Annotated in this window: 15 protein-coding genes; 12 read left to right on the top strand and 3 right to left on the bottom strand. The window is 48.3% G+C overall.

The window, feature by feature from the left end; genetic code table 11:
* Positions 1 to 2: 2 nt before the first annotated feature.
* Entirely contained in the window at positions 3 to 1124 is a 1122-nt protein-coding gene (miaB, locus tag WC980_08770; protein MFA5795136.1) for a tRNA (N6-isopentenyl adenosine(37)-C2)-methylthiotransferase MiaB, read from the bottom strand.
* Positions 1125 to 1236: 112 nt separating this feature from the next.
* Between miaB and WC980_08765 the strand changes: the two genes are divergently transcribed.
* From WC980_08765 to WC980_08725, 9 genes are read left to right on the top strand one after another with little or no spacing between them, the layout of a single operon-like run.
* Entirely contained in the window at positions 1237 to 2013 is a 777-nt protein-coding gene (locus WC980_08765; protein MFA5795135.1) for a nucleotidyltransferase family protein, read from the top strand.
* Between the two features lie 17 nt (positions 2014 to 2030).
* Positions 2031 to 3089: a type IV pilus assembly protein PilM gene (pilM, locus tag WC980_08760; protein ID MFA5795134.1), complete on the top strand. Its 1059-nt coding sequence runs from the start codon at positions 2031 to 2033 to the stop codon at positions 3087 to 3089.
* Positions 3090 to 3095: 6 nt separating this feature from the next.
* The gene (locus tag WC980_08755) at positions 3096 to 3728 is read left to right on the top strand and encodes a hypothetical protein (protein ID MFA5795133.1); all 633 of its coding nucleotides are present in this window, start codon (positions 3096 to 3098) and stop codon (positions 3726 to 3728) included.
* A gap of 1 nt (position 3729) precedes the next feature.
* Entirely contained in the window at positions 3730 to 4338 is a 609-nt protein-coding gene (locus WC980_08750) for a GspMb/PilO family protein (GenBank protein ID MFA5795132.1), read from the top strand.
* Positions 4339 to 4366: 28 nt separating this feature from the next.
* The gene (locus WC980_08745) at positions 4367 to 6007 is read left to right on the top strand and encodes a hypothetical protein (GenBank protein MFA5795131.1); all 1641 of its coding nucleotides are present in this window, start codon (positions 4367 to 4369) and stop codon (positions 6005 to 6007) included.
* 12 nt (positions 6008 to 6019) lie between these two features.
* Entirely contained in the window at positions 6020 to 7816 is a 1797-nt protein-coding gene (locus WC980_08740; GenBank protein ID MFA5795130.1) for a hypothetical protein, read from the top strand.
* Positions 7817 to 7828: 12 nt separating this feature from the next.
* Entirely contained in the window at positions 7829 to 8500 is a 672-nt protein-coding gene (locus tag WC980_08735; GenBank protein ID MFA5795129.1) for a TIGR03936 family radical SAM-associated protein, read from the top strand.
* Between the two features lie 12 nt (positions 8501 to 8512).
* Positions 8513 to 9202, top strand: a complete 690-nt coding sequence (locus WC980_08730; protein MFA5795128.1) for a WbqC family protein — start codon at positions 8513 to 8515, stop codon at positions 9200 to 9202.
* A 12-nt stretch (positions 9203 to 9214) separates the two neighbouring features.
* The gene (locus WC980_08725; GenBank protein ID MFA5795127.1) at positions 9215 to 10297 is read left to right on the top strand and encodes an MraY family glycosyltransferase; all 1083 of its coding nucleotides are present in this window, start codon (positions 9215 to 9217) and stop codon (positions 10295 to 10297) included.
* Positions 10298 to 10340: 43 nt separating this feature from the next.
* Here the strand turns inward: WC980_08725 and carB are convergent, their stop codons facing one another.
* Both carB and carA read right to left on the bottom strand, forming a co-directional pair.
* Positions 10341 to 13721 carry a carbamoyl-phosphate synthase large subunit gene (carB, locus tag WC980_08720; GenBank protein ID MFA5795126.1) on the bottom strand — a complete coding sequence of 1127 codons (3381 nt, stop codon included), beginning with the start codon at positions 13719 to 13721 and terminating at the stop codon, positions 10341 to 10343.
* A gap of 54 nt (positions 13722 to 13775) precedes the next feature.
* Positions 13776 to 14933, bottom strand: coding sequence for a glutamine-hydrolyzing carbamoyl-phosphate synthase small subunit (gene carA / locus WC980_08715; protein MFA5795125.1), 1158 nt, complete (start codon positions 14931 to 14933; stop codon positions 13776 to 13778).
* A gap of 259 nt (positions 14934 to 15192) precedes the next feature.
* On the opposite strand from carA, the gene WC980_08710 reads away from it, so the two are divergent.
* The 3 genes from WC980_08710 to WC980_08700 are packed head-to-tail and all read left to right on the top strand — an operon-like array spanning position 15193 to position 21602.
* Positions 15193 to 16338 (top strand): hypothetical protein, encoded by a 1146-nt coding sequence (locus WC980_08710; protein MFA5795124.1) that lies wholly within the window; start codon positions 15193 to 15195, stop codon positions 16336 to 16338.
* Positions 16259 to 20590, top strand: coding sequence for a prepilin-type N-terminal cleavage/methylation domain-containing protein (locus WC980_08705; protein MFA5795123.1), 4332 nt, complete (start codon positions 16259 to 16261; stop codon positions 20588 to 20590). Before WC980_08710 ends, WC980_08705 begins: the two co-directional genes overlap by 80 nt.
* A 10-nt stretch (positions 20591 to 20600) precedes the next feature.
* On the top strand, positions 20601 to 21602 hold the full coding sequence (locus WC980_08700) for a type II secretion system protein (protein ID MFA5795122.1): 1002 nt from the start codon (positions 20601 to 20603) through the stop codon (positions 21600 to 21602).
* Positions 21603 to 22448: the final 846 nt, after the last annotated feature.

The following is a 22448-nucleotide window of genomic DNA, read 5'->3' as shown; positions in this document are numbered from 1 at the left end:
GATTAACTGTTTCTATGTGTCTCCTTTTGAACCTTAAGGAGCGTGTTATTTCGTTCCTTTTTGATGGCCATCGGGATATCATCCGTCATTTTAGCCGCGGTCGTTCCCGATCGAGGTGAGTACTTGAATACGAATATTTTGGAGAACCGGGCTGTTTTGACTAAGTCAACCGTAGCTTGAAAATCATCTTCGCTTTCGGACGGGAATCCGACAATAAAATCACTGATAATTTTTACGTCCGGCATCAAACGATAGGCTTGTTTAATAATAGTGCTGTATTCCTTGGAAGTATAGCCACGGTTCATGTCTTTTAGTATCCGGTCCGAGCCGGACTGGGCCGGCATATGGAGTTCGCGCCGTATTTTTGGGAGAGAGGCCATGGTTTTAAGGAGTTCGTCGGTGACAAATGCCGGGTGGCCGGTGATGAATCCGATATTGTCAATGCTGTTTATAGAATGCAGGTTGTGCAGCAGGTTTATGAAAGCAGATTTGGAAGGTTTTCCGTAGGCGGTGATGTTCTGGCCGAGTAGGGTGATATCTCTGACGCCTTGTGAGGCCAAGGTTTTGGCTTCGGTCGTAATATCATTAACGGACCGGCTGACTTCCTTGCCCCGGACATAGGGCACGATGCAGTAACTGCAGTAGTTGTCGCACCCGCGCATGGCCTGGATGTATGCATGATGTTCTGTTGGCGTATTAACGCGCCGGTTCGGGTTCTCGTCGGAGAGCAAGCCGGCTTGGTCGGTGCAGTTGACCGGATTATGTTTGGTTCGAGCATCGTTAATAAGCTTGGCCAGTGTTTTGTAACGGTGAGGACCGCAGACCAGGTCCAGGTGCGGAATGCGTTCAAAGGCCTGGGCTTTGTCCTTTTGGGCCATGCATCCGACTAGGCCGATGATTAGTTTGGGGTTAGTTATTTTGTATTTCTTGAGCAGGCTCAGGCGGTTGTAGACTCGTTCTTCGGCATGGGCTCGGACCGAGCAGGCGTTCAGGAGTATCACATCGGCTGATTCCTCCTTGTTGACCAGATTGTAGCCCTGGTCGGCCAGGGCATTGGCGATAAGCTCGGAATCGAGCTTGTTCATCTGGCAACCGAAAGTTTGGATGTAAACCGAATCTTTCATGGTAATATAAGATAATATCAAATTTATGGAGGTCAAGATATATTTTTATTGACATTAGTTTATATGAAGTTACCATAAAGAAATCAAATATTAAAAGAAGAAGGGCTGCAACGTGAAAGCATTAATTCTGGGTGCCGGTTATGGCGTCAGATTGTATCCGCTGACCAAAAATACCCCCAAGCCGCTGTTAAATATCGCCGGAAAATCAGTAATAGAATGGACATTGGACTTATTATCGCCGGTTAAAGATATAAGTGAGATTATTATCGTAGTAAACCAGAGATTTTATGAGAGTTATCAAAACTGGTTGCCTGAGGTGCAGAAGAAGTTTAAGAAAAAGATAACCTTGATTAATGATGGGACGACTACGAATGATAACAAGCTGGGAGCTGTCGGAGATATCAAATTTGTGCTGGACAAATGCGGGATAAAGGATGATTTATTGGTTATTGCCGGCGATAATCTTTTCGGCGAAAATATCGCTGACGTAATTAAATGTTACAAAAAACATGGTTTGACAATTGCCCTGAAAAATATGAAAGATGTTGACAGGCAATTAATAAGTCAGTATAGTGTTGTGACCTTGGACAATGAGGATAAAGTAATTGATTTTGAGGAAAAACCGCCGGATCCTAAAAGCACATTAATAGCGGTTTGTTTGTACGTTTTTCCGGCTAAGGATTTCGGATTGATTAAGGAGTATCTGGACGGCTATCTTAATCCGGATGCACCCGGTTATTATATTCAGTGGTTGCATAAGAAGCGCGATGTTTTTGGGTATGTAATGAAGCATCATTGGTTTGATATCGGAGATATTGATTCTTATAATGAGGCCAATGATTTTTATACAAAAAGACAAAAGAAAGTTCCGGGCAAGATAATAAATTAAAACACCTGTATTTTGTTATGGCTAAGCTTAAAGTAAACAAGTCAATAATAGGATTAGATATTGGTTCCAGTGCCATAAAAGCTATCGAATTGACGCCTTCGCCGACCACATCAGGTAGTTATGTAGTAAGCGGTTATGGGATAAAGGATCTATTACCTCAGCAGAATATTAAAGATGCCATTAAAGAATTCTTTGATACCGCTGGGTTGCATACAAGAAAAGTGGTTACCGCGGTGTCTGGTAAATCAGTGGTCGTCAGGTATATTACTATGCCCAAGATGTCTGACGAAGAGTTGAGAAGCGCCATTAAGTATGAAGCCAGTAAGTATATTCCCTTCGAAATTGAAGAGGTGATGATTGACTGCGCTCCATTGCCACCATTGGAGGATGAGAAACCAGAGCACGAGGAAAAAGAAATGAGAGTTCTTTTGGTGGCAGTTAAGAAGCAGACAATAGAGGATCACATTTCTATTATTGAACAAACTCGTTTATTGCCTTTGATTATTGATGTTGATTGTTTTGCGCTGGGAAATGCTTTTGAACTGAATCAAAAATTCAGCACTGCCGGAGCCAGCGGTCCGGACAAAAAGGTTTCGGCTATGATTGATATAGGTGCGACCAAAACGAATGTGAATGTTATTTATGGGCTGAACTCATACTTTACCAGAGAAATTCATATAGCCGGAAACGATTTGACCGAGGCTCTGGTTAAAAGAATTGGTATGCAACCGGCCCAAGCTGAAGCATTGAAGCGCGATCCAGGTCTTAAGCAGGAGGAAGTTAAGGAAGTTGTTTCTTCAATTATCGAAGAACTTTGCCATGAAATAGGGTTATCATTCGATTATTTTGAGCATCAATCTGACAAGAAAGTTGAGCATATTTATCTTTCTGGTGGTGGTTCACAGATAATTGGATTAGATGAAGCTATTGAAAGCACATTTGAGAAACGGCCCATACGATGGGATCCTTGTGAATCTTTAGAGATATTAGTAGACGGAGTTGATCCTGTCGACTTTAAGAAAATAGCGTCTAATTTTGCTGTTGCAACCGGCTTGGCCGCACGAATAATAAAATAACGCGATATGATAACGATTAATTTATTACCGGAAGAAAAACGATACAAAGAGCGGACGCCGCTTCCGCGATTTTTGTTACTTAACGCCGCCATCATAATGCTATTATTATTGATATTCTGGAATGCCTTCATGATGGCGAAATTAAATAGCAAAAATAAAACTCTTGAAGGGGTTCGTGGTAATTTAAACAAACTGCAACAGCAAACGGTTGATTTTGACAAGAAGGTTGTTGAGGAGAGGAATCTCTCGGAATGGAAAAAAGCAGTTGATTCTGTCACATCAACCAGGCCATTTTTGTGGTACGAAGCAGTGGATCAATTATGTGATCTTGTATCGGGTTCTCCTACCATCTGGATTACTTCTCTTCGGGCTGAAGAGGGGGGTAGCAAGACTTCATCTAAAGGACAGATTGCTTATACCCTTGGTTTTAGTTGTCTTTCGGCAACAGATAATCTTGAAAGAATGACTGAATTCAGAATTAAATTAAGACGTCATCCGGAATTAGGGAAAATATTTGATTTGGGTTATGAGGATGCTCTTAATCTTGTTAAAACAGCTATGCCGGATTATCAGGAGGAGTTTGCGCTGAAGTTTGATATTGAGTTGAAAAAGAGCAAGGCAGCCCCTAAAACTAATTAATATGAGATTGACAGAACGAAAACTTCTTATTTTGACCATTATTATACCGGGAGTGCTGGCTATTGGATTGGCTGTATACGGTTATTTCATCCAATACAATCAATTAACGAAAATACAGGGGGAAATAGAGAATGTTAATTCTCAAGTAAAAGATGCGGAAGCTAAAATAGTTCAAATGATTGAGTTGGACAAGAGGCTTGAGGCGTTACGCAAAGAAAAAGAAAGCATAAAGGATTTGTTGCCAGCTAAAACAGCCGATCTCTATGAAGACTTTTTGAATTCAATGGTTAAAACCGCGCAGGAAGCTAAGCTTATTGTGCACGGAGCAAATGTGGCAGATGATGCTAAGAAATCAGGCCCTCCGACCGGCGGAGGCGGGTTAGCATTCGAAAAGATATCCTATAGCATGAGGGTTGAGGGCGAATTTTATGAGTGTATTAACTTTATATATTTATTGGAAACAAGCAAGAGGTTTATTAAGGTGGATAGGTTTTCGTTAAGGCCTTCAAATCTTATGGATGTGGAAAAAACCGGCGAGGCAATAAGACATTTGTTAGATATAAAAATAACAAGTTACACATATAATGCTCCGAGTGCAGAAAAAAAATAGCTTGTTTATGATGAGTAGCTTAAAACATATGTTTAAAGTGACTGAAAGTACGTTAATAATAATTTTTTGTGTTTTAACCGTTTCTTCATTGGTTTTTGCCGAAGGTGAACAAACGGTTACGCCGACTAATACCTCGGAATCGTGGTACGCTATTATCGGGAAGCTTGCCGGAAGCAAAGAAGTAAAAATGGGTTATGAGGTTGTGACAATAGAACTTTTGGATACCCAATCTGCAAGTCAAAGTAAGCAGTATAAAGTAAAAACCGAGATGGAGCTGAAAAAACAGATGATTAGTGAGGCTGCCGGAACCAGGATTATCGGAGAAATATTATTCGAAACCCAAGCCCCTGGGGCAGGGCAAAAAGGCCGGATGAAACTTATAAAATCCGAAGTTAGGGCGACTATGCCTTCAATAAAAGAAGTGATTGTGAAATACAAAGCGGTTTCTGAGGGCGAAAAGATGCGGATCTCTGTATTTAATGACCTGCCGGGTAAGGAATTTGAAAATAATCCAGAGGAGCCGTATATAACCGGGCAGGAAATAGGTATATACTTAGTGAGCCAGGGGATTGAGGTTAACCAAAGCTACCCCATTAAATTATTAGATATAAGTAATTATTGTGTTTCGGCTTTATTGATAGTGAAAGAAAAGATTCTTCCTGGGAGCGAAAAAGAGCAGCTAAAATATCGTTGCAATCTTATCGTTTCCAGTCCAACAGCTTTATACAAGGAAATCGAATATATTATTGATGCCAACGGCATAGTTCTTGAAGAACATATTGTATTAAATAATCAACTCGGTGAAATTACCCTATTGAAAACAACAAAGGAGGATGCACTTATTGAAGAGAGACCTGTATTTGGGAAAAAAGGGAGAGATGACCCTTTTAAACAAAAGGTAACAAAGACGAAGAAGGGCGGGCCACCACCTTTGCCACCACCTGTTCCACAAGTAGATCAGGTGGAGAAATTGCTTAAAGAAGCTGAGGAAAAGCTTGAGCAGATGAAGAAAATATACGAACAGGTTCCAGAGGAGGAGCGGGGTGATGCCATGTCCGTTCCATACGGCAGAATACTGGATATATATACGGCGGTGATGAATATTGGTTCCCAAGCGGCGAAAAACCAGATGATGATTATCCGGGATGATGCCGAAAGGTTATTTTCCGGTGTAGCTTCGGTCGTTTATCAGCAAGCTGTATCATTAAGGGATGAATGCAAAAAGCTTTTTGACATGAAGACATATGAGGGGATAGATTCCAAGTTGTCGCAAATCAAACTGCTGAGGCAGAAAAGAGAGCTTGAAGATACCGAGTATGCTGCTAAGATCGACGACCTGATTAAGGAGGTCGAAGTAATCCTGGCCAGAATAGCCACCATTCATGAATTTTTACGTAATCCGCCCAAGATAACTGGTATTGTATATTATCTTAAAGCCCAGGAAAATACATTGCCTTCAGTGAAAGCATCATTTATGGGGAATCAAATATCTTTACCCGTTGTGTATGTTGAGTATGTGCCATCTTCAAGCGCAATAATTAATAATGTGGCTTACAGCGAGGGCGCTAAATTAAATAGCGACACGTTGATTAAATCGATATCTTCAAATGAAGTTGTGTTTTTATACAGGGGTGAAATTCTAACAGTCGAAATAGCGGGAAAGAAATAAAGGAGAGGAAATATGAGGCAGGTTTTAAGAGTTGTATTTGTCGGTATGATATCTTTATTGTTAGCGGGTGGCATTTTTGCCGAACCATCGCCGGCAGCTTCGGAAGCAACGGCAAAAGAGGGCGCCAAGGTATCTTTGTCAACTCAAGCAGATAAAGAACAGGCGCCAATGGCATTGGTTACGGTGGAGTGGCGTGAAAAGCCACTGCGGGCTGCCTTGGAGTCTATTGCGGAAATAGCCAATGTTAATATTGTTGCTGATTTTACAATAACTTCAGATGATATTGTAACGGTTACTTTTCGGAATCTGGAATGGAAACTGGCTTTGGATGAAGTTGTCCGCCAGAACAAATGTATTTTGGAAGAAGTTACGCCTGTTCTTTATCGGGTGAGTAAGCCGCCACTTGTAACGATGTCATTTAAGAACCAGCCTTTAGAGGAAGTAATCAGGGCCATTGCGGCGGTAGCCAATATAAACGTTATTATTGCTGATGATGTCCGAGGGAGCGTAACAATGATGTTTAGGGATATTCCCTGGATGGAGGCTCTTAATAACATAATAAAAACCACGGGATATGCCATTGTTCAGGAAAAGCATAATGTTATTAGGGTTATCAAAAACGAGTCGTTGCAGGAACAACTGGAAACAAGGATTTTTCAGCTTAAATATCTAAAACCACCCGGTGATTTTAAAGCTACAATTGTTACGTCATACGCGGTTGGTTCTCCGCGGCAGTCCGATCCAGTCAAGGATTTTACTCTGCTTACAGTATTGAAGAATATGCTTACCAAGAGAGGCGGGACGGTAATCGGAAGTTTGGAGTATGACCGTGAGCACGATACGATTATTGTTAAAGATACTAAACCTGTTCTTGATGAAATACAGAAGATAATTGATAAACTGGATACACCTCCGCCCCAGGTTTTGGTTGAACTGAAGTTTATAGTCACCTCAAACGATGACCTCTTGAATTTTGGCATAAACTATGCCTGGCAGCTTGGCAAAGGCATAGGAGCTTATTCACGTCCGACGGGTGCATCTGATACAATGGGCGGTCTAACTGCGCCAAGGGCGGATAGGATTGTCTCCAGTCTCCCGTTTGGTCGGGGCAGATCTTATGCGGCGTATAACCCTCTTTACCTGACTCAATATGATATAACCGCGACTTTAAGATTGTTTAAACAAGATACAAAAAGCCGGCTTATACAGGAACCGACTTTGTTAACATTACATGGGCGTGAAGCAACAGTTTTCGTAGGGGAATCAGTTAGTTTTGCACAGACTACAGCTTCTTCATCACAATCAGGTACGATCTCTTATTCAATTGGGGAAGCGGCAAAATCACCTGCCAAGCAAGGCTTTCAGCTTTGGGTGTTGCCTTACGTTATTAAAGATACCAATCAGGTAATGTTAACAATAATACCGCAGCAAGAAATTCTTACTGGGAGTACATCAGAAGTTCCGGGTTTTGACAGGTATAAACTGAATAGCGGGAGCGGGGAACAATATATCGATTTGCCCAGGACACAGCAATCGACTATCGTGGCATATCTCTTGTTGGAAAGCGGGCAGGGGGCTATTATCGGAGGTCTTTCCAGAGACAGGGTTACAAAAGTAGTCGAACAGATTCCTTATCTGGGCGATATCCCGATATTTAATACGTTTTTCAAGTATCGTAACGATACGCATACTACCGAACATCTTTTGATTTTCCTGACGCCGCATATTATCAAGACCGGCGCTGAAACAACGGTTAAAATGTCCAAAAAGATTGACGCCCAAGAGAAATTATTAGAAGGCACTAAATGAGTTATCATCTTAATGAGGAAATTTACCTTTCAGGTGCGGTTTAATAAGGTTGGTCGGGCTAGATTTATTCCTCATCGGGAGTTGATGACGTTAATAGAAAGAGCTGTTCGCCGGGCGGACATTCCGGTGGCGCTTTCAGAAGGTTTTAATCCTCGTCCAAGAATATCATTTCTCGGTGCGCTAAGTTTGGGGGTACCTTCGGAGGATGAAGTAATTTATCTGCATCTGGCCGAATGGCTTTCTCCTGCCGAAGTCCAAAAACGTCTTAACGCCCAATTGTGTTCGCTTTTTGTTTCAGACTTACTAACTCAAAACAAACAGTTAATCAGAATTACCGAGGTAATCCCGCAGCATTCTTCTGATAATCCCAAGGAATTTTCCGTGGAATACCGTATAAGTAATGGCGGCGGTGATTTTTCAGGCGAATATAAAAATAAAGCTGGCGATTTGCTTGCCAAAAAGGAGATTCTGGTGCTAAGGGAGAATTCTGAAGGACAGAAAGGCGTCGATATAAGGCCATACATTGAGGATATTAAGGTGGATAATAATATAATAGTATTAACGGCCAAGGTCACAAACCGGGGCACGGTCCGGCCTGACGAGATTATTGAGGCGCTGGGTTTAAACGAGGCTTTTACCCAAGGGGTTTTATCTATCATGAAAGCTAAAACAATATTTAAATAGGAATAGTTGTAAATGATAGCCGCAGGTCATCAACCTAATTATTTTCCTTATATAGGGTTCTTCCACAAGGCCGCCCGCTGTGATAAATTTATCATCGTTGATAACGTCCAGTTTGTAAAACGCGGTCCTTTCGGCTGGATAAACCGGAACCGAATTCGTACCGCCACCGGCTGGATATGGCTTACTGTGCCGGTAATCACTAAGGGTAAATATCTCCAGTCGATTAAGGATACGATGATAGATAATTCCACGGACTGGCGCCGAAAACATTGGGCCAGCATCCAGCGTAACTATCAATCTGCCACATACTTTGCCCAGTATTCCAAGTTTTTTAGCCAGCTGTATCAGAAGGAATGGGAGTATCTATCCGCGCTTAATGAGGCGATAATCCGCTATGTCTGCGAACAGATGCATATAAAGGCGGCCATAGTTAAATCATCAGAACTTAACGTTGACGGCAAGGCAACAGACCTGATTATAAATATGTGCCAGGCGGTAAATGCGGATACTTACCTGCATGGGAAGCATGGGCGGGATTATGTTGACGAGGATAAAATGAACCAGCATAATATCAAGTCGATATACCAACAATTTGAGCACCCGGTTTATCCGCAGAGGTATCAACCGTTTACTTCCGAAATGGCCATAATTGATTTGCTGTTTAACTGCGGCCCGGAGAGCGAAAATATTATTAAGGGTTAGGGCGCTAATTTTATGAAAGAATGGATAATCAGATACCTCATTGTTATAGGCATTTCTGCTACTGGCACATACTTGGCCTCATTTATTCTTAAGTATATTTCACGCGCAATTAATTGTATGGACCGGCCTGACGATAAATATAAACTCCATGTCCAGGCCACGCCGAGATTGGGCGGTATCGCCATATATGCCGGATTTATTATAAGCATTGGATACTTCCTTTTTTATACAGCTTCTCCTGGCCACGATGATTCGGTATATATCCTGGCAATCAGCAGCCTTATGACGCTTCTGGTGGGTTTGTGGGATGATTTCAGGAAGATACACTCTGACGGTCTTTCCGCATTGATAAAGCTGGCGATACTTTTTGTGCTTACGTTCATCCTGTCTTTGAACGGGATAATAATAAATCTGCCGTTTCCAAGGGAAATAAACATAGCATTGACCTTGCTTTGGCTGGTTGGCTGCACGTCCGCATTCAACGCTATGGATAATATGGATGGGCTGGCCTCGGGGATTTCACTTATCGCGGCGATGGCCTATGCGGCCGTGGCAATCCAGACCTATCAATTTGTTTGGGGAATCATAGCGGCGGCTTTAATCGGCGGTAATTTGGGATTCCTTTTCCATAACTTCCACCCCATATCTAAAAAACCCGCTTCAATATTTATGGGCGACGGCGGTAGTTTCTTCCTGGGCTTTACCCTGGCGGTCATGAGTGTTATGGGCGGCTGGTCGAGCAATCCGGTTAAGGCTTCGATAATACCCATTTTTATTCTGGGTGTTCCTCTGGTGGATTTGGTTTATGTTATTTTTCGGCGCCAGAAATTGGGAATTACGAAGTCGCTTAAGGATATCATTGTCTACTCCGGGACTGATCACTTCTCGCACCGGATAAATCAGGCCGGGTTCTCGCGCCATAAATCTGTGCTGCTGATTTATTTGATATCCTTTTCTGTATCACTAGGAGCGGTGATACTCCGAAACACGGCGAAATACGAGGCAATACTTCTTCTGGCCCAGTTTTGCCTGACATTTCTTATAATATTCATTTTTATCGAGGTGCATCTATCTCAGGATAAGCAGAAGTCCTAAAGGAGATAGAGATGTCTTAATTTGCTTATCCGTGGTTTTGTAGTTATTTGGCAGGAAAGTAATCTTGCATTGCCTGAACCGTTATGGCTGACTTGGTTTTATCGGATTTAGTCAAGTTGTTAATCCGGTATATGGCATTAGCCGCGGCCCGGGCCGCCGACATAGTAGTGATAAAAGGAATCCCCGCTTCCACGGCCAGCCGTCTCATCCGATAGCCGTCGCGACGAGGGCCTGTTCCTTCAGTCGGCGTATTGATAATCAGTTTTATCTTGCCTTCCCTCATCAGCGAAAGGGCATTGGGCGTTTCTCGCTCGCTTATCCTGAATATCGTGGTGGCTGGTATCTGATGATTCTTGAGGTGCTGGGCCGTTCCCTTAGTGGCCATCAGTTCCAGGCCGGCCTGGTTCATTCGCCTGGCAATCGGGATAAGCTTGTCTTTATCTTCATCGCGTACGGTGATGTAAACCATCCCTGAAGTCGGGAGCTTATTCCCGGCCGCCAGGGCCGCCTTATAATAGGCCTCATCAAAACTTTGTGATATGCCCATCACCTCACCGGTAGATTTCATCTCCGGGCCGAGTATTGAATCCACTCCGGGCAGTTTCTGGAACGGGAATACCGGAGCTTTGATGGCCGTATGTTTGATGGTTACTTCAAGGCATCCCTCGGACGTTTCTTTTATAGGCAAGGATGAGACGCGTTGGATAATGGATTTTAGTGTTTCTCCGGTCTTGAGCAACGGCTCCAGCATAACCCGGGTGGCTACCTGGGCTATAGGTATATTGATGGCCTTGGAGACATACGGCACGGTCCGGCTGGCCCTGGGGTTGGCCTCGAGTATATAAACCTCGCCGTCCTTAACGGCTAACTGCAGGTTGGTCAATCCGATTACGTTTAGTTTCAGCGTAATCTCGCGGGTCATATTGCGTATCTGGCTAAGGATATTCTCCGGCAGGGTCTGTGGCGGCAGAACGCATATGGCGTCGCCCGAATGCACCCCGGCCTCCTCGATGTGTTCCATTATCCCGGCGATGAATACGTCCTTGCCGTCGGATATGGCTTCAACATCCAGTTCCACCGCGTGCGTCAGGTACTTGTCCACCAGCACCGGATGCTGTTTGGAGACCTTGGCCGCGGTGGTCATGTAGAATTCCAGTTCCTTTTCGTTATGGACTATTTCCATCCCCTTGCCGCCCAGCACGTAGCTCGGGCGAATCAGCGCCGGATACCCGATTTGCCCGACGATTTCCCTGACTTCCTCGAACGAGAATCCCGTCCCGGCCGGCGGCCGGCAGAGATTGAGCTCCGAAAGCAATACCTCGAACTTCTTGCGGTCTTCGGCGATATCGATATATTTGGCCGAAGTGCCCAGGATTTTAGTGGTTAAGTCCTTGCGCCGGTCCAGCTCCTCCTGCAATGGGATGGCCAGATTTACCGACGTCTGCCCGCCGAATTGAAGTATCACTCCATCCGGTTTCTCGTAATCTATCAGGTTTATCACGTCCTCAAAGGCCAGCGGCTCGAAATAGAGCCGGTCCGACATGTCATAGTCGGTCGAAACAGTTTCCGGGTTATTATTGATTATTATGGCATCCATTCCGGATTCGCGCGCCGCCATCACCGCCTGGACGCAGCAATAATCGAACTCTATGCCCTGGGCGATGCGGATAGGACCGGAGCCGATGACTAGGACCTTCCCTTTTCCAGTGGACGCAGGTTTCCGCTGGCCTTCGGCGCTCTGATTTGATTTATTATTATCCTTAATATCTGCGTTAATCTGCGTCCCATTTATATTATACGTGGAATAGAAATACGGTGTCTCGGCCGCGAACTCGGCCGCGCAGGTGTCGACCATCTTGTAATCCGGCAGAATTCCCAGCTCCTTGCGCCGGGCCCGGACATCCAGCTCGGTCTGGTTGTTGTTCAGCAAATATGATATGTACTCGTCCGAAAACCCGATGCTCTTGGTCTGGTTCATCACGTCCCCGGAGATATCGGCCAGTTTACGGCCCTTGAGCGTTTTCTCCGTCTGGATGATGTTCATTATTTTCTGCAGGAAGAACGGATTCCATTTGGTTAGGTCAGCGATGGTAGTGATATTATAACCCTGGCGCAGGGCTTCGGCGATGGCGTACAGGCGCATGTCGGTCGGCTCGACCAGTTCGGATACCAATGCGCTGGGCGAACCGTGGGCCGGTTCAAAGGCAATCCGGTCTATCTCCAGCGAACGCACCGCCTTGAATAACGCCTCTTCGATGGTCCGGCCGATGGCCATGACCTCGCCGGTGGATTTCATCTGTGTGCCGATGCGCTTGTCGGCCATCCGGAACTTGTCGAACGGCCAGCGCGGTATCTTGAGCACCACGTAATCCAGTGCCGGCTCGAACGAGGCGTAGGTCTTGCCGGTGACCTTGTTGGGTATCTCGTCCAGCGTGTAGCCGACCGCAATCTTAGCCGCCACCTTGGCAATCGGGTAGCCGGTCGCCTTGGAAGCCAGCGCCGACGAGCGCGATACCCGCGGATTGACCTCGATAATCCGGTAGTCGCCGGTATTGCGGTTGAATGCGAATTGGATGTTGCACCCGCCTTCGATACCCAGCGCCCGGATGATTTTTAGCGATGCGTTCCTGAGCGTCTGGTGGTCCCGGTCCGAAAGCGTCTGGGCTGGGGCGACCACGATGCTCTCTCCCGTGTGGATGCCCATCGGGTCCAGGTTTTCCATATTGCAGATGATGATGCAATTGTTATTATGGTCGCGCATCACCTCATATTCGAATTCGTCCCAGCCCAGCACGCATTCCTCGACCAGCACTTGGTGGATGCGCGAATAATCCATTCCCCGCCCGGCAATCTCGGCCAGCTCCTCGTCGTTATGGGCGATGCCGCTGCCCGTGCCGCCTAGGGTGTAAGCCGCCCGGATAATCACTGGGTAGCCGCCTATTTTCTGGACTGCTTCCTTGGCTTTCTTGAGCGATTCGCAGGCGAATGATTTAGGTATCTGCTCGTTTATCTTGAGCATCATATTGCGGAACAGGTCGCGGTCCTCGGAATCGGCAATGGCCTGGATGGGCGTGCCCAAAAGGGCCACATTATACTTGGCCAGGACGCCTTTCTCGGACAGCTCCGAGCACAGGTTAAGCGCCATCTGGCCGCCCATGCCGCTCAGGATGCCTTGGGGCCGTTCGATTTCTATGATTCGCTCCAGCACCTCGACCGTCAGCGGTTCGATGTAGATGCGCTCGGCCATCTTTAGGTCGGTCTGGATGGTGGCCGGGTTGGAATTTACCAGGACGGCTTTGTAACCCTCCTCGCGGATGGAACGACATGCCTGCGAGCCGGAATAGTCGAACTCAGCCGCCTGGCCGATGACAATCGGGCCCGACCCGATAATCATTATCTTTTCTATGTCTTTACGTTTTGGCATAGTTTCTTTGCCACAGAGTCGCAGAGTACACGGAGAATGCCATTAATTTTTCTTTTAACTCTGTGCTCTCTGTGCCTCCGTGGCTAATTTTATAAATTCATCGAACAGGTACTTGCTGTCCCACGGGCCGGGCGAGGCCTCGGGGTGGTACTGGACCGAAAAGACCGGTAATTTCTTATGCCGCATCGCCTCGACCGTGCCGTCATTGACATTGATTCCGGTAATCTCCATCTCGGCCGGCAGGCTGTTGGGGTCGACCGCGAACCCGTGGTTCTGCGAGGTGATATATACCTTGCCGTTTGACAAATCCTTAACCGGTTGGTTGGCGCCCCGGTGCCCGAATTTGAGCTTGTACGTTTTGCCGCCGAAGACCAGAGATAATATCTGGTGGCCCAGGCAGATGCCGAATATTGGGTATGAGCCGACCAGCGCCTGCAGGGTCTTGACCGTGGAACTCATTAAGGCCGGATGAGCCGGGTCGCCCGGCCCGTTGGAAACCAGAATGCCGTCCGGCTTGAGCCGGTTTATCTCGTCCGCTGATGTATTGTAAGGCATCCTAACCACCCGGCATCCCCGGGCAGTTAGCTCGTTGATGATATTGGCCTTGACCCCGCAATCAATCACCGCGATGGTTTTCTTATCCTGGAGTTTACCCTGAGGTTTATCGAAGGGGGTTTCGTGGTTTATTTCGGTGGTCGATACTTCACTGACCAGGTTAGTAGTATCCGGCGACGGCGTATTGCGGGCCGTTTGGAGCAGTTTATCTATGTCTATTTCGCTATCCGCGTCATAAGTGGCGATGACCGACTTCATCGTGCCGAACTGCCGGGTCTTGATGGTCAGCGCCCGGGTATCGAGCTCGCTGATGCCCGGAATGCCCTGAGATTTGAGGAACTCGTCGATGGTCAGCCCGGAATGCCGGTGCACCGGCGTGGTGCAGAACTCGCGGACCACAAAACCCTCGGCCTGGATTTTAGGCGACTGCCATTCGGGCGGCAACCGGCCTGACGAAAACGGAACACAGCCGTAATTGCCGATTAAGGGATAGGTCATCATCAGGATTTGGCCGTTATAGGAGGGGTCGGTCAGGGCTTCCTGGTAGCCGGTCATTCCCGTATTAAAAACTAATTCCCCAAATGCCGATTTGTGGGCGGCACCGAATCCTTTACCTGACAGGATAGTCCCGTCTTCCAATACAAGAATAGCTTTCAAGATAATTTAGTACGCAGATGGGCGCAGATTTGCGCGGATATAGTTTGTTCCTGTTGATATTAATTTGTGCCATAGATTTGAGGCAATATCATACAGACCGGAAAAGTAATGTCAATAAAAACCATTAATTTTTCAGTGACTTGTAGGCATAATGGACGGAAAATATGATAAGAAATGGAATAATTATTTGACATATTTTGGTTTTTAGCCTATATTATAAGTAGACAAAAGAGGGTATTATAACTGAAAGGACACAGTTATGCTTAATGTCAATTCTTCTCGAAAAGGCTCTATGCTGGTATGGACTATGCTGTCTATTACCGTCCTGTTAGGCGCAATCACAGTCGGGTTAACGGTTCTTCAAACCACTAATAACGTGCTGACGTCTCAAATGCAGTACTTTGGCCAAGCCCCGGCGATGGCCAAAGCCGGCCTGCTGGATACTTTGTCCTGGTTCAGGCGTCAAATCAGCCAGCCGATAACGAACTTTAATCCGCAACAGAATTTCTTTGCCGTTCCCCCGGTTAATGATACGGATGATCCGGCTATCGGCATCGTACGTGAACTTGAAGTGGTCCAGAGCGAGAATATCTGGGGTCGTTACGAAGTAAGCAGGTCTATTGTTTCTGATATCTCAGCCCAAAGAGGATTAGGCTCAACGGGCGCGGTATGGTATATTGAATCAAGAGGGTTGCTTTTCCTGAAGGCGGATCCGGCCCAGAGTTATAATGTCTGGCCCAACCGGGTTTTGACCGAGATTAAACTGGCCACGGAAATCAGGCGCGTCAGCATCGTGCCGCCGGCCCTGGCCGGGTTATGCGCCGGTAGGCCGTCCCAAACAGTCATTGGTAATAACTGCAGAATCGATGGCGGCAGCCAGATTGCGGTGGTTTACCCGCCCTTAACAGGTACGCCCAATATTAACGGCGGCGCCGTGGTTAGTGGCACGCTGGGCGCAACGTCCGCTGTAAATCCTTATAGTGATTCTACCGAAAGCGTTTTTGGCATGACCGAAACAGAACTGCGTTCTATTGCCGATTATTACGTTACCCAGGTTGACCAGTTGCCCAACCCGATTCCTGACTACAAGATAGTATTCTTCGACGGCAATGCCACATTCAATTCTACCCATAATTTAAGAGGAACGGGTATTTTTTATATCACCGGTACCCTGACCATGGCCGCCAATAGCGGGTCATCATACAACGGGGTCATTTACTGCAAGGGATATTACCACCAGTTAGCCCCTTCGATAATAAGCGGAGTGGTTATTACCAAAGGGCAGGTCAATATAGAAAGCACCGGCGATATTTCCGAAATAGACTATGATGCCGGCATCCTCAACCAGATCCAGACCTATACCGGCCAATATCGGCTCGGAAAGGGCGTCTATGAGGTCAAATAATTGCCCAACGGTTCGGCCGCAAGGGCAATTTACGACATTGAGAAATTCCCGCCGCGGTATGTCCTTACTGGAAGTCATCATTGCCCTGGCTATAATGGCCGTGGCCATAGGTATCAGTCTTAACTTTGTCACCACCATGGACAAAGTCATCACTTTTAATCAGGATTATTCATTCGCCATCCAGAAAGCCGTTGCCATCATCAATGAACTCCGGGCCTATGCCGAATCGCACGAAGCCTCCGGCGGCGCGTCGGCGCTGGATACCTTTGACGACGGTGTGGCCACCTCGGAGTTCCTGACTATAGATTCGGCAGTTGCTGCGCCGGACCATATCCTCAGCGGTAACCGCTGGTTGGGCAGTCGCTGGTTTTACGCCCGGCGGGTTACCGTGCGGAAATTCCCCTCGTTTGAGGCTTCCAATGTCCGAATTGTTACCGTCAAGATATTCCAGACCCAGGCCGGTAAAAATGACGAAACCCTGCTGGCCGATATCACCTCGGTCATTACCACCGGCGGCGGTTCCGACCCGACCACCCAGGTTTACGACATCTATATGCTAGGCATAGAGAATATCCCCGGCTGGTGGGTTTATCTGGCTTACCTGACGGCTTTTATCGAGAATTCCCTGGGCGATATGGAAGCGCGTAACCCGGGTATGAGATTCCGCCGCCATTGGGTCACCAAAGCGGCTTACGGACGCGACCAGGAATACCGGCCGTATTTTAATAATGCCGCGGACTCCAATCAAACCATTAATTCCGTCTATTTCTATCCCGGAACTATGCCCGCCGGATCGGCCGTCAGCCAATACTACGTGCCGTCCAATGTCAGGGCCCGTATTAACATTGATGGCGCCACCGCCAATGATTACAGCGCTACCACTAATCCGTATCCTTATGCCTTGGCTGACCAGTATAACCACGCTATGCGTCAGCCGCAAGAACTGGCTTTATATAATTCCCGCTTGGCATCCGGACAGGAAACCACCGGCAACCTTACTTATCGTTTATTGCTCGATGATATGGTGCTTAACCCGGCCAAATACCGCAACGCTTTGTTCATTAATCTGCACGGTGAATTGTTGCCGATGCCGTCTTTACGTAATTATTCCGATGCCGCCAAGGACCCGGCCACGCATCCCCAGTGGCGCGTGGTAACCCACCCGGGAAAACTCCGGTGCGCGTTAACCGAAGACCTTAAGCTCCGGGTTTATGCCTATCTGGCCGACCCTTCCGTAGCGGATAATTATATGAGTGCTCCTATTACTCTAACAATACCTAATATGGATTTGACCCAAACCGCTTCCGATGTCCAAATTACTGCTATCGAGGGTGGCACCGACCAGTGTAACCCGGTTGGCCCGGATGCTTATGCGGTGATAAGTCCGGCGCTGACTGCCGCCGTAGAGAATCGGATGTATTATGAGCTTAATTACGATGCCGTTACCGGTACCATTATTACCCTGTATAACACCTCTCTGCGCACGCCCAGGACCGCTGATTTTTGCGGATTAGATACGAGCCGGAGGTTGTATGGAATGGATTATATACCCGGTCCGGTCGAAGCGGCCAATGATTTTAGCCAGGATTTGATATCCACGGTAAATTCCTGGGATGTAATGGCCAGCACGGCAAACGCTATCGGAACCGGCGGCGCTTTATGCTATCCAGTCACCGGCGATTTTATTTATGGTTTCAGAGGCGGCACTCAAACCACCTTCTGGCGTTATTCCATATCGACTAATGCCTGGGCCGCCCGGGCGGTTGCCCTGGGTATGGTCGGCGCCGGCGGCGCTTTGGTCTATCCCGGCGCGGGTGATTTTATTTTTGCCTTCAGAGGCGGCGCGACCACCACTTTCTGGCGTTATAACTTTACCGCCGCGGCCAGCGACGGGGTGAACGCAAACACCTGGCAGGTGCGGACGGTTGCCCCGGGTAATGTCGCCGCCGGCGGCGCCTTGGTTTACCCGGGCACAGGAAGTTTCATCTATGCTTTTCAGGGCGGAACCAACGCTTTCTGGCGCTATAATTTTACCGCCGCGGCCAGCGATGGAGTGGCTGCAAACGCCTGGGATTTACGGGCTAATGCATTAGGTGTTGTCGGTACCGGCGGCGCCTTGGCGGCTACCGGCGGAGACTTCATTTACGCCTTCCAGGGGGGCGGAAATACCGCCTTCTGGCGTTATTCCATTTCGACTAATCTCTGGGTAGCCATGGCAGCTACTAATCCTTATAATATCGGGGCCGGCGGCTCTTTGGTTTATCCCGGCACCGGCGATTATATCTACGGCTTCCAGGGTAATACCAGTCTGCCTTTCCTGCGTTATTCCATTTCGGGTAATTCCTGGGCGGTTATGCCGGCGGCGGCTCCGGCTACTGTTGCCGTAGGCGGCGCCTTGGTTGCAACCAGCGAGTATATCTATGGCTTCAGGGGCGGGGCAACTACATTCTGGCGCGGGGCATCGTTGCCCAAAAATACTGCTCGTTGGGTTATTACTGTTCCTCAGGCTGTGGTTGACCGGGAAAAAGGCGTGGGCGATTCGTTGGTTACCGTAAACACCAGAATCGGCACCGATTTGGATACCGGCACCAGGTGGCCGGTCAACAACAAACCGGCCAACCTGTCCACCACCTATATCTGGCGCACCGACAGTGATGATAACGTGCCTTTCAGCGAGCGCTACCAGTTCCAGGGCGACCCGCGGCACAGTCCTTATGCCGATGTCAAGGCGGGGCACAGGTATAACTGGTATTTCGATAATCTGCGTGATGCGGCCAAGAACGCCCAGGCCGAATGGCCCGGGTTTGACAGCGGCCGGATGAATGGCGCCGCCGATACCACCGACGGCTGGCACGGCGCCGGCGGCACCGGCGGCGATAGGATGGAAATAGACGTGCCCAGGTTTTTCCAGTTCATCAGGACGGCCGTGACCGGTTCAAACGCGGTTTATACATCCATTACCGGCTGGTCTTATTATTATATGGGGCTGGGCAATGAAATCGGTTACGACTCGGCCAACGGGTTTGCAAACAGTATTCCCACCCACCGCAAGCCTTTTGACGGCGGAGCTGTTGGCAGTCGTAATGAAGATTCCATCACCGATGCTCTGACCGGAGGCGTCAAATATGTTCGGGAAAGCATTTCACCATACACCTGGTGGTCCAAACCATGGCTGGGCGAGATTTATCCGGACGGCGTTTACGCGGCCCAATGGTCGGCTAACGGAAATCTTAGCACCGGCACCGGCGCCGGTACATTTGTCCGTATCAGGCGGCAGGATATCCGCACCTCCGGCGCGGCGCCGCTGGTTGCCGCATCGACCTTGCCGGCCGGCACGACTTTTGACGGGCTTGCCTGCCTCCGCCGGACCAATGCCTATGGTTGCACCTCGTTCTTTAACGTTGGCACGACCACCTCGACTTTTCGGCATACCGGCCGGGACGGCACCACCGGCAACCTGTCGCTGGCCGGGCAGGCTATGGCCAGCGGTTATAACTTCCCTCTGCCCACCCAGGCCGCTATTTCCAGGCCTTTCCGGCATGATAATAACTGGGGTAATGTGTCTAATGAGTTTAGCCTGGCCGATTATTCCGGTATTCGCTGTACCGCCGCGGTTAATACCAATTTTTACGGGCATCAAGACGGCGCCGCCTGGCAGGGCAGTTCGCTGATGGAGCTGGCTGACCCGGCCGGCTCAAACGCTTTTATCGTGGTCAATGGGCTGGACCGGACGGTCGAAAGCGGTTCGGCTTTTATCGGCCGTTATGCGGTGGTCAGCCTGGTAAACAGCTTCCTGACGGCCGGCCTCCCAGCTACGCCCAGCCGGATTGTTCAGGTGCCGCGCTGTGAGATTAAAACGCCTAATGTCACCACCGAACTGGAAAATCCCACGGTTATCAGTATGACCTGGTCAACCGAATGGTGCCGCTGGGACGGGCAGACTTATACCACCGCTTATCCGGTAGGATTCACCGAAAACGAACCTGATTTAGCATACGCCCTGCTTTATTCCCGTGATAACGGTAAAAACTGGCTACATATGGTTGATGACTCCGCGGCCACGCCGGGTGTTCCAAACAAAACACTATGGGTTGCCGACACGGCCACCGGCGTCAACGAAAGTTATCTCTGGGATGTTTCCAATGTTGGGTCTTTCGGTGAAGGCAGTTATCTCGTAATGCTTGAGGCTTACCGTATGACCCAGGACCTGCATTACGCCTACCATCGGCAGAAGATATTCATCAATAGGTGAGAATCATATTATGAACCGTAAAGGCTTTACTTTGATAGAATTGGTAATGGTTATGGCCTTATCTACGGCCATAATGTTTTCTATTGTACTGATGATTCAGCAGGTTACCGTCTCAAGCGAATACCTCAACGGGCAGACCCAGGTGATACAATGGGGGCAGATAGCCATTGACGAAATAAACTTCAACCTGACCCAGGCTCGAGTCAACTACCAGAACGATACCCAGGGCAACGCCTACCGGGCGGCGCTGGATTTGGAGTCCCGTTACCCGGCGCTGACCACCACGCGCCTGGCCTGCATCGACCAGATGGGTACTTTTTACAATGACGTGGCGCCGGCCACCCGGACCGGTAACGCCCTGCTGTTCATAAAGGAATCCAATCCTTATATTGATTCCGCGGCACTGGGCATAACCCGGTCGGTCAACACCTATTACCTGGTTTATTACTACCTTTCGCCCAACACCACGCCCATCGCCAAGAAGAATTCAAGCCTCAGGCTGGTCCGCTGGCAGAGCAAGGAATTCGCCGATTACCAGCAGATAATGGCCATCACGCCGGCCGTTTCGCGCAGTTTGTTTGCCAACGTCCTGCAGGCCAGCCGGAATATTAACTACTATTTGATTCCCGGGAACGACCCGGACAGCGCTTTTTACAAGCTGGATGACGACGGCGCGGGCGACGCCGACAGCGACGGCATCGACGACGCGCCCGACGCGGCTTATGTCATCGAGCAAGAATCAGCCACCTCGGTTATCGGTAATCTGGGTATGGGCCGGGCCAGCGTGTCCTGGAATAAAGACAACGACTTCTGGGTGCCCGACCCGGTGCCCAAGTTCGGGGCGCTGGACGCTACCGGCGCCGGATTCCCGCACGGATTAGAGGTCCAGATAATCGGCCCGACCGGCGCCCGGCAGGTATTTGTCCGGTTGGTCCTGGCTTATTACGTCAGTACTAATCAAACCATCTTCTCCAACGAAGCCAGCACCATTGCCACCATGCACGAATTTTAGTGCCACTTCGACCGAAGGGAGTTAGTGGCACTTATCCAGCGACCACAGGGAGCAGGATTAGTGACTGCTGGAGGCTACGCACTCCCCGAAACCCTTCGAAATACTCAGGATGAACTTCGTGGGGTGGGATTAGTGCGACCGAAGTGCATTAGTGTCGGTTCGAGTAAAACGAGTTATCCGGCACTTATCCCGATGAGCAAAGCATCATCGGGGCTAGTGTGTAGGTGCGACACGCAATCAGAAGTGAGAGTGTAACCGCCCATAGTGACAAAAATTGTCACTTTTTGCCTAAAATCTGGGGTTTTTGAGGATAAAGTGACAGAAATTGCCACTGCGGGAGGCTTTTCTCTCAGTGCACAAGCCTGCAAAATACAAAAACCAACTCTCTCCCTATAGGTTTAAACCGTTTATGCCACCGGCATAAATCTGCTATGCCACCGGCACAAGCCAATTATGTACGTAGCACAAGTATATTATGCCACCGGCACAAGACTATTATGTACGTAGCACAGGTATACTATGCCACCGGCACAAGCCAATTATGTACGTAGCACAAGTATACTATGCCACCGGCACAAGCCAATTATGTACGTAGCACAAGTATACTATGCCACCGGCACAAGGCCATTATGTACGTAGCATAAATATATTATGCCACCGGCATAAGGGATTTACTGTATTGGAGGCGAAGGAAGCACTTACCGCTTCCATAGATAACCCGGGGGGGATATACGGGGAGGGGAGTCCTCCCGGAGGGGGTGGGGGGTAGATTAAAGACTCCGGCCTAAATATCCGATAAAAAGAGGATGTTAGTCTTAATCGTCGCTCACGCCGGGGTTGGTTCGA

The sequence above is a fragment of the Candidatus Brocadiia bacterium genome (assembly GCA_041658285.1).
GTDB lineage: Bacteria > Planctomycetota > MHYJ01 > JACQXL01 > JACQXL01 > JBBAAP01.
Note: the sequence above shows the minus strand (reverse complement) of the source record. Positions and strands in the feature narration are given on the sequence as shown.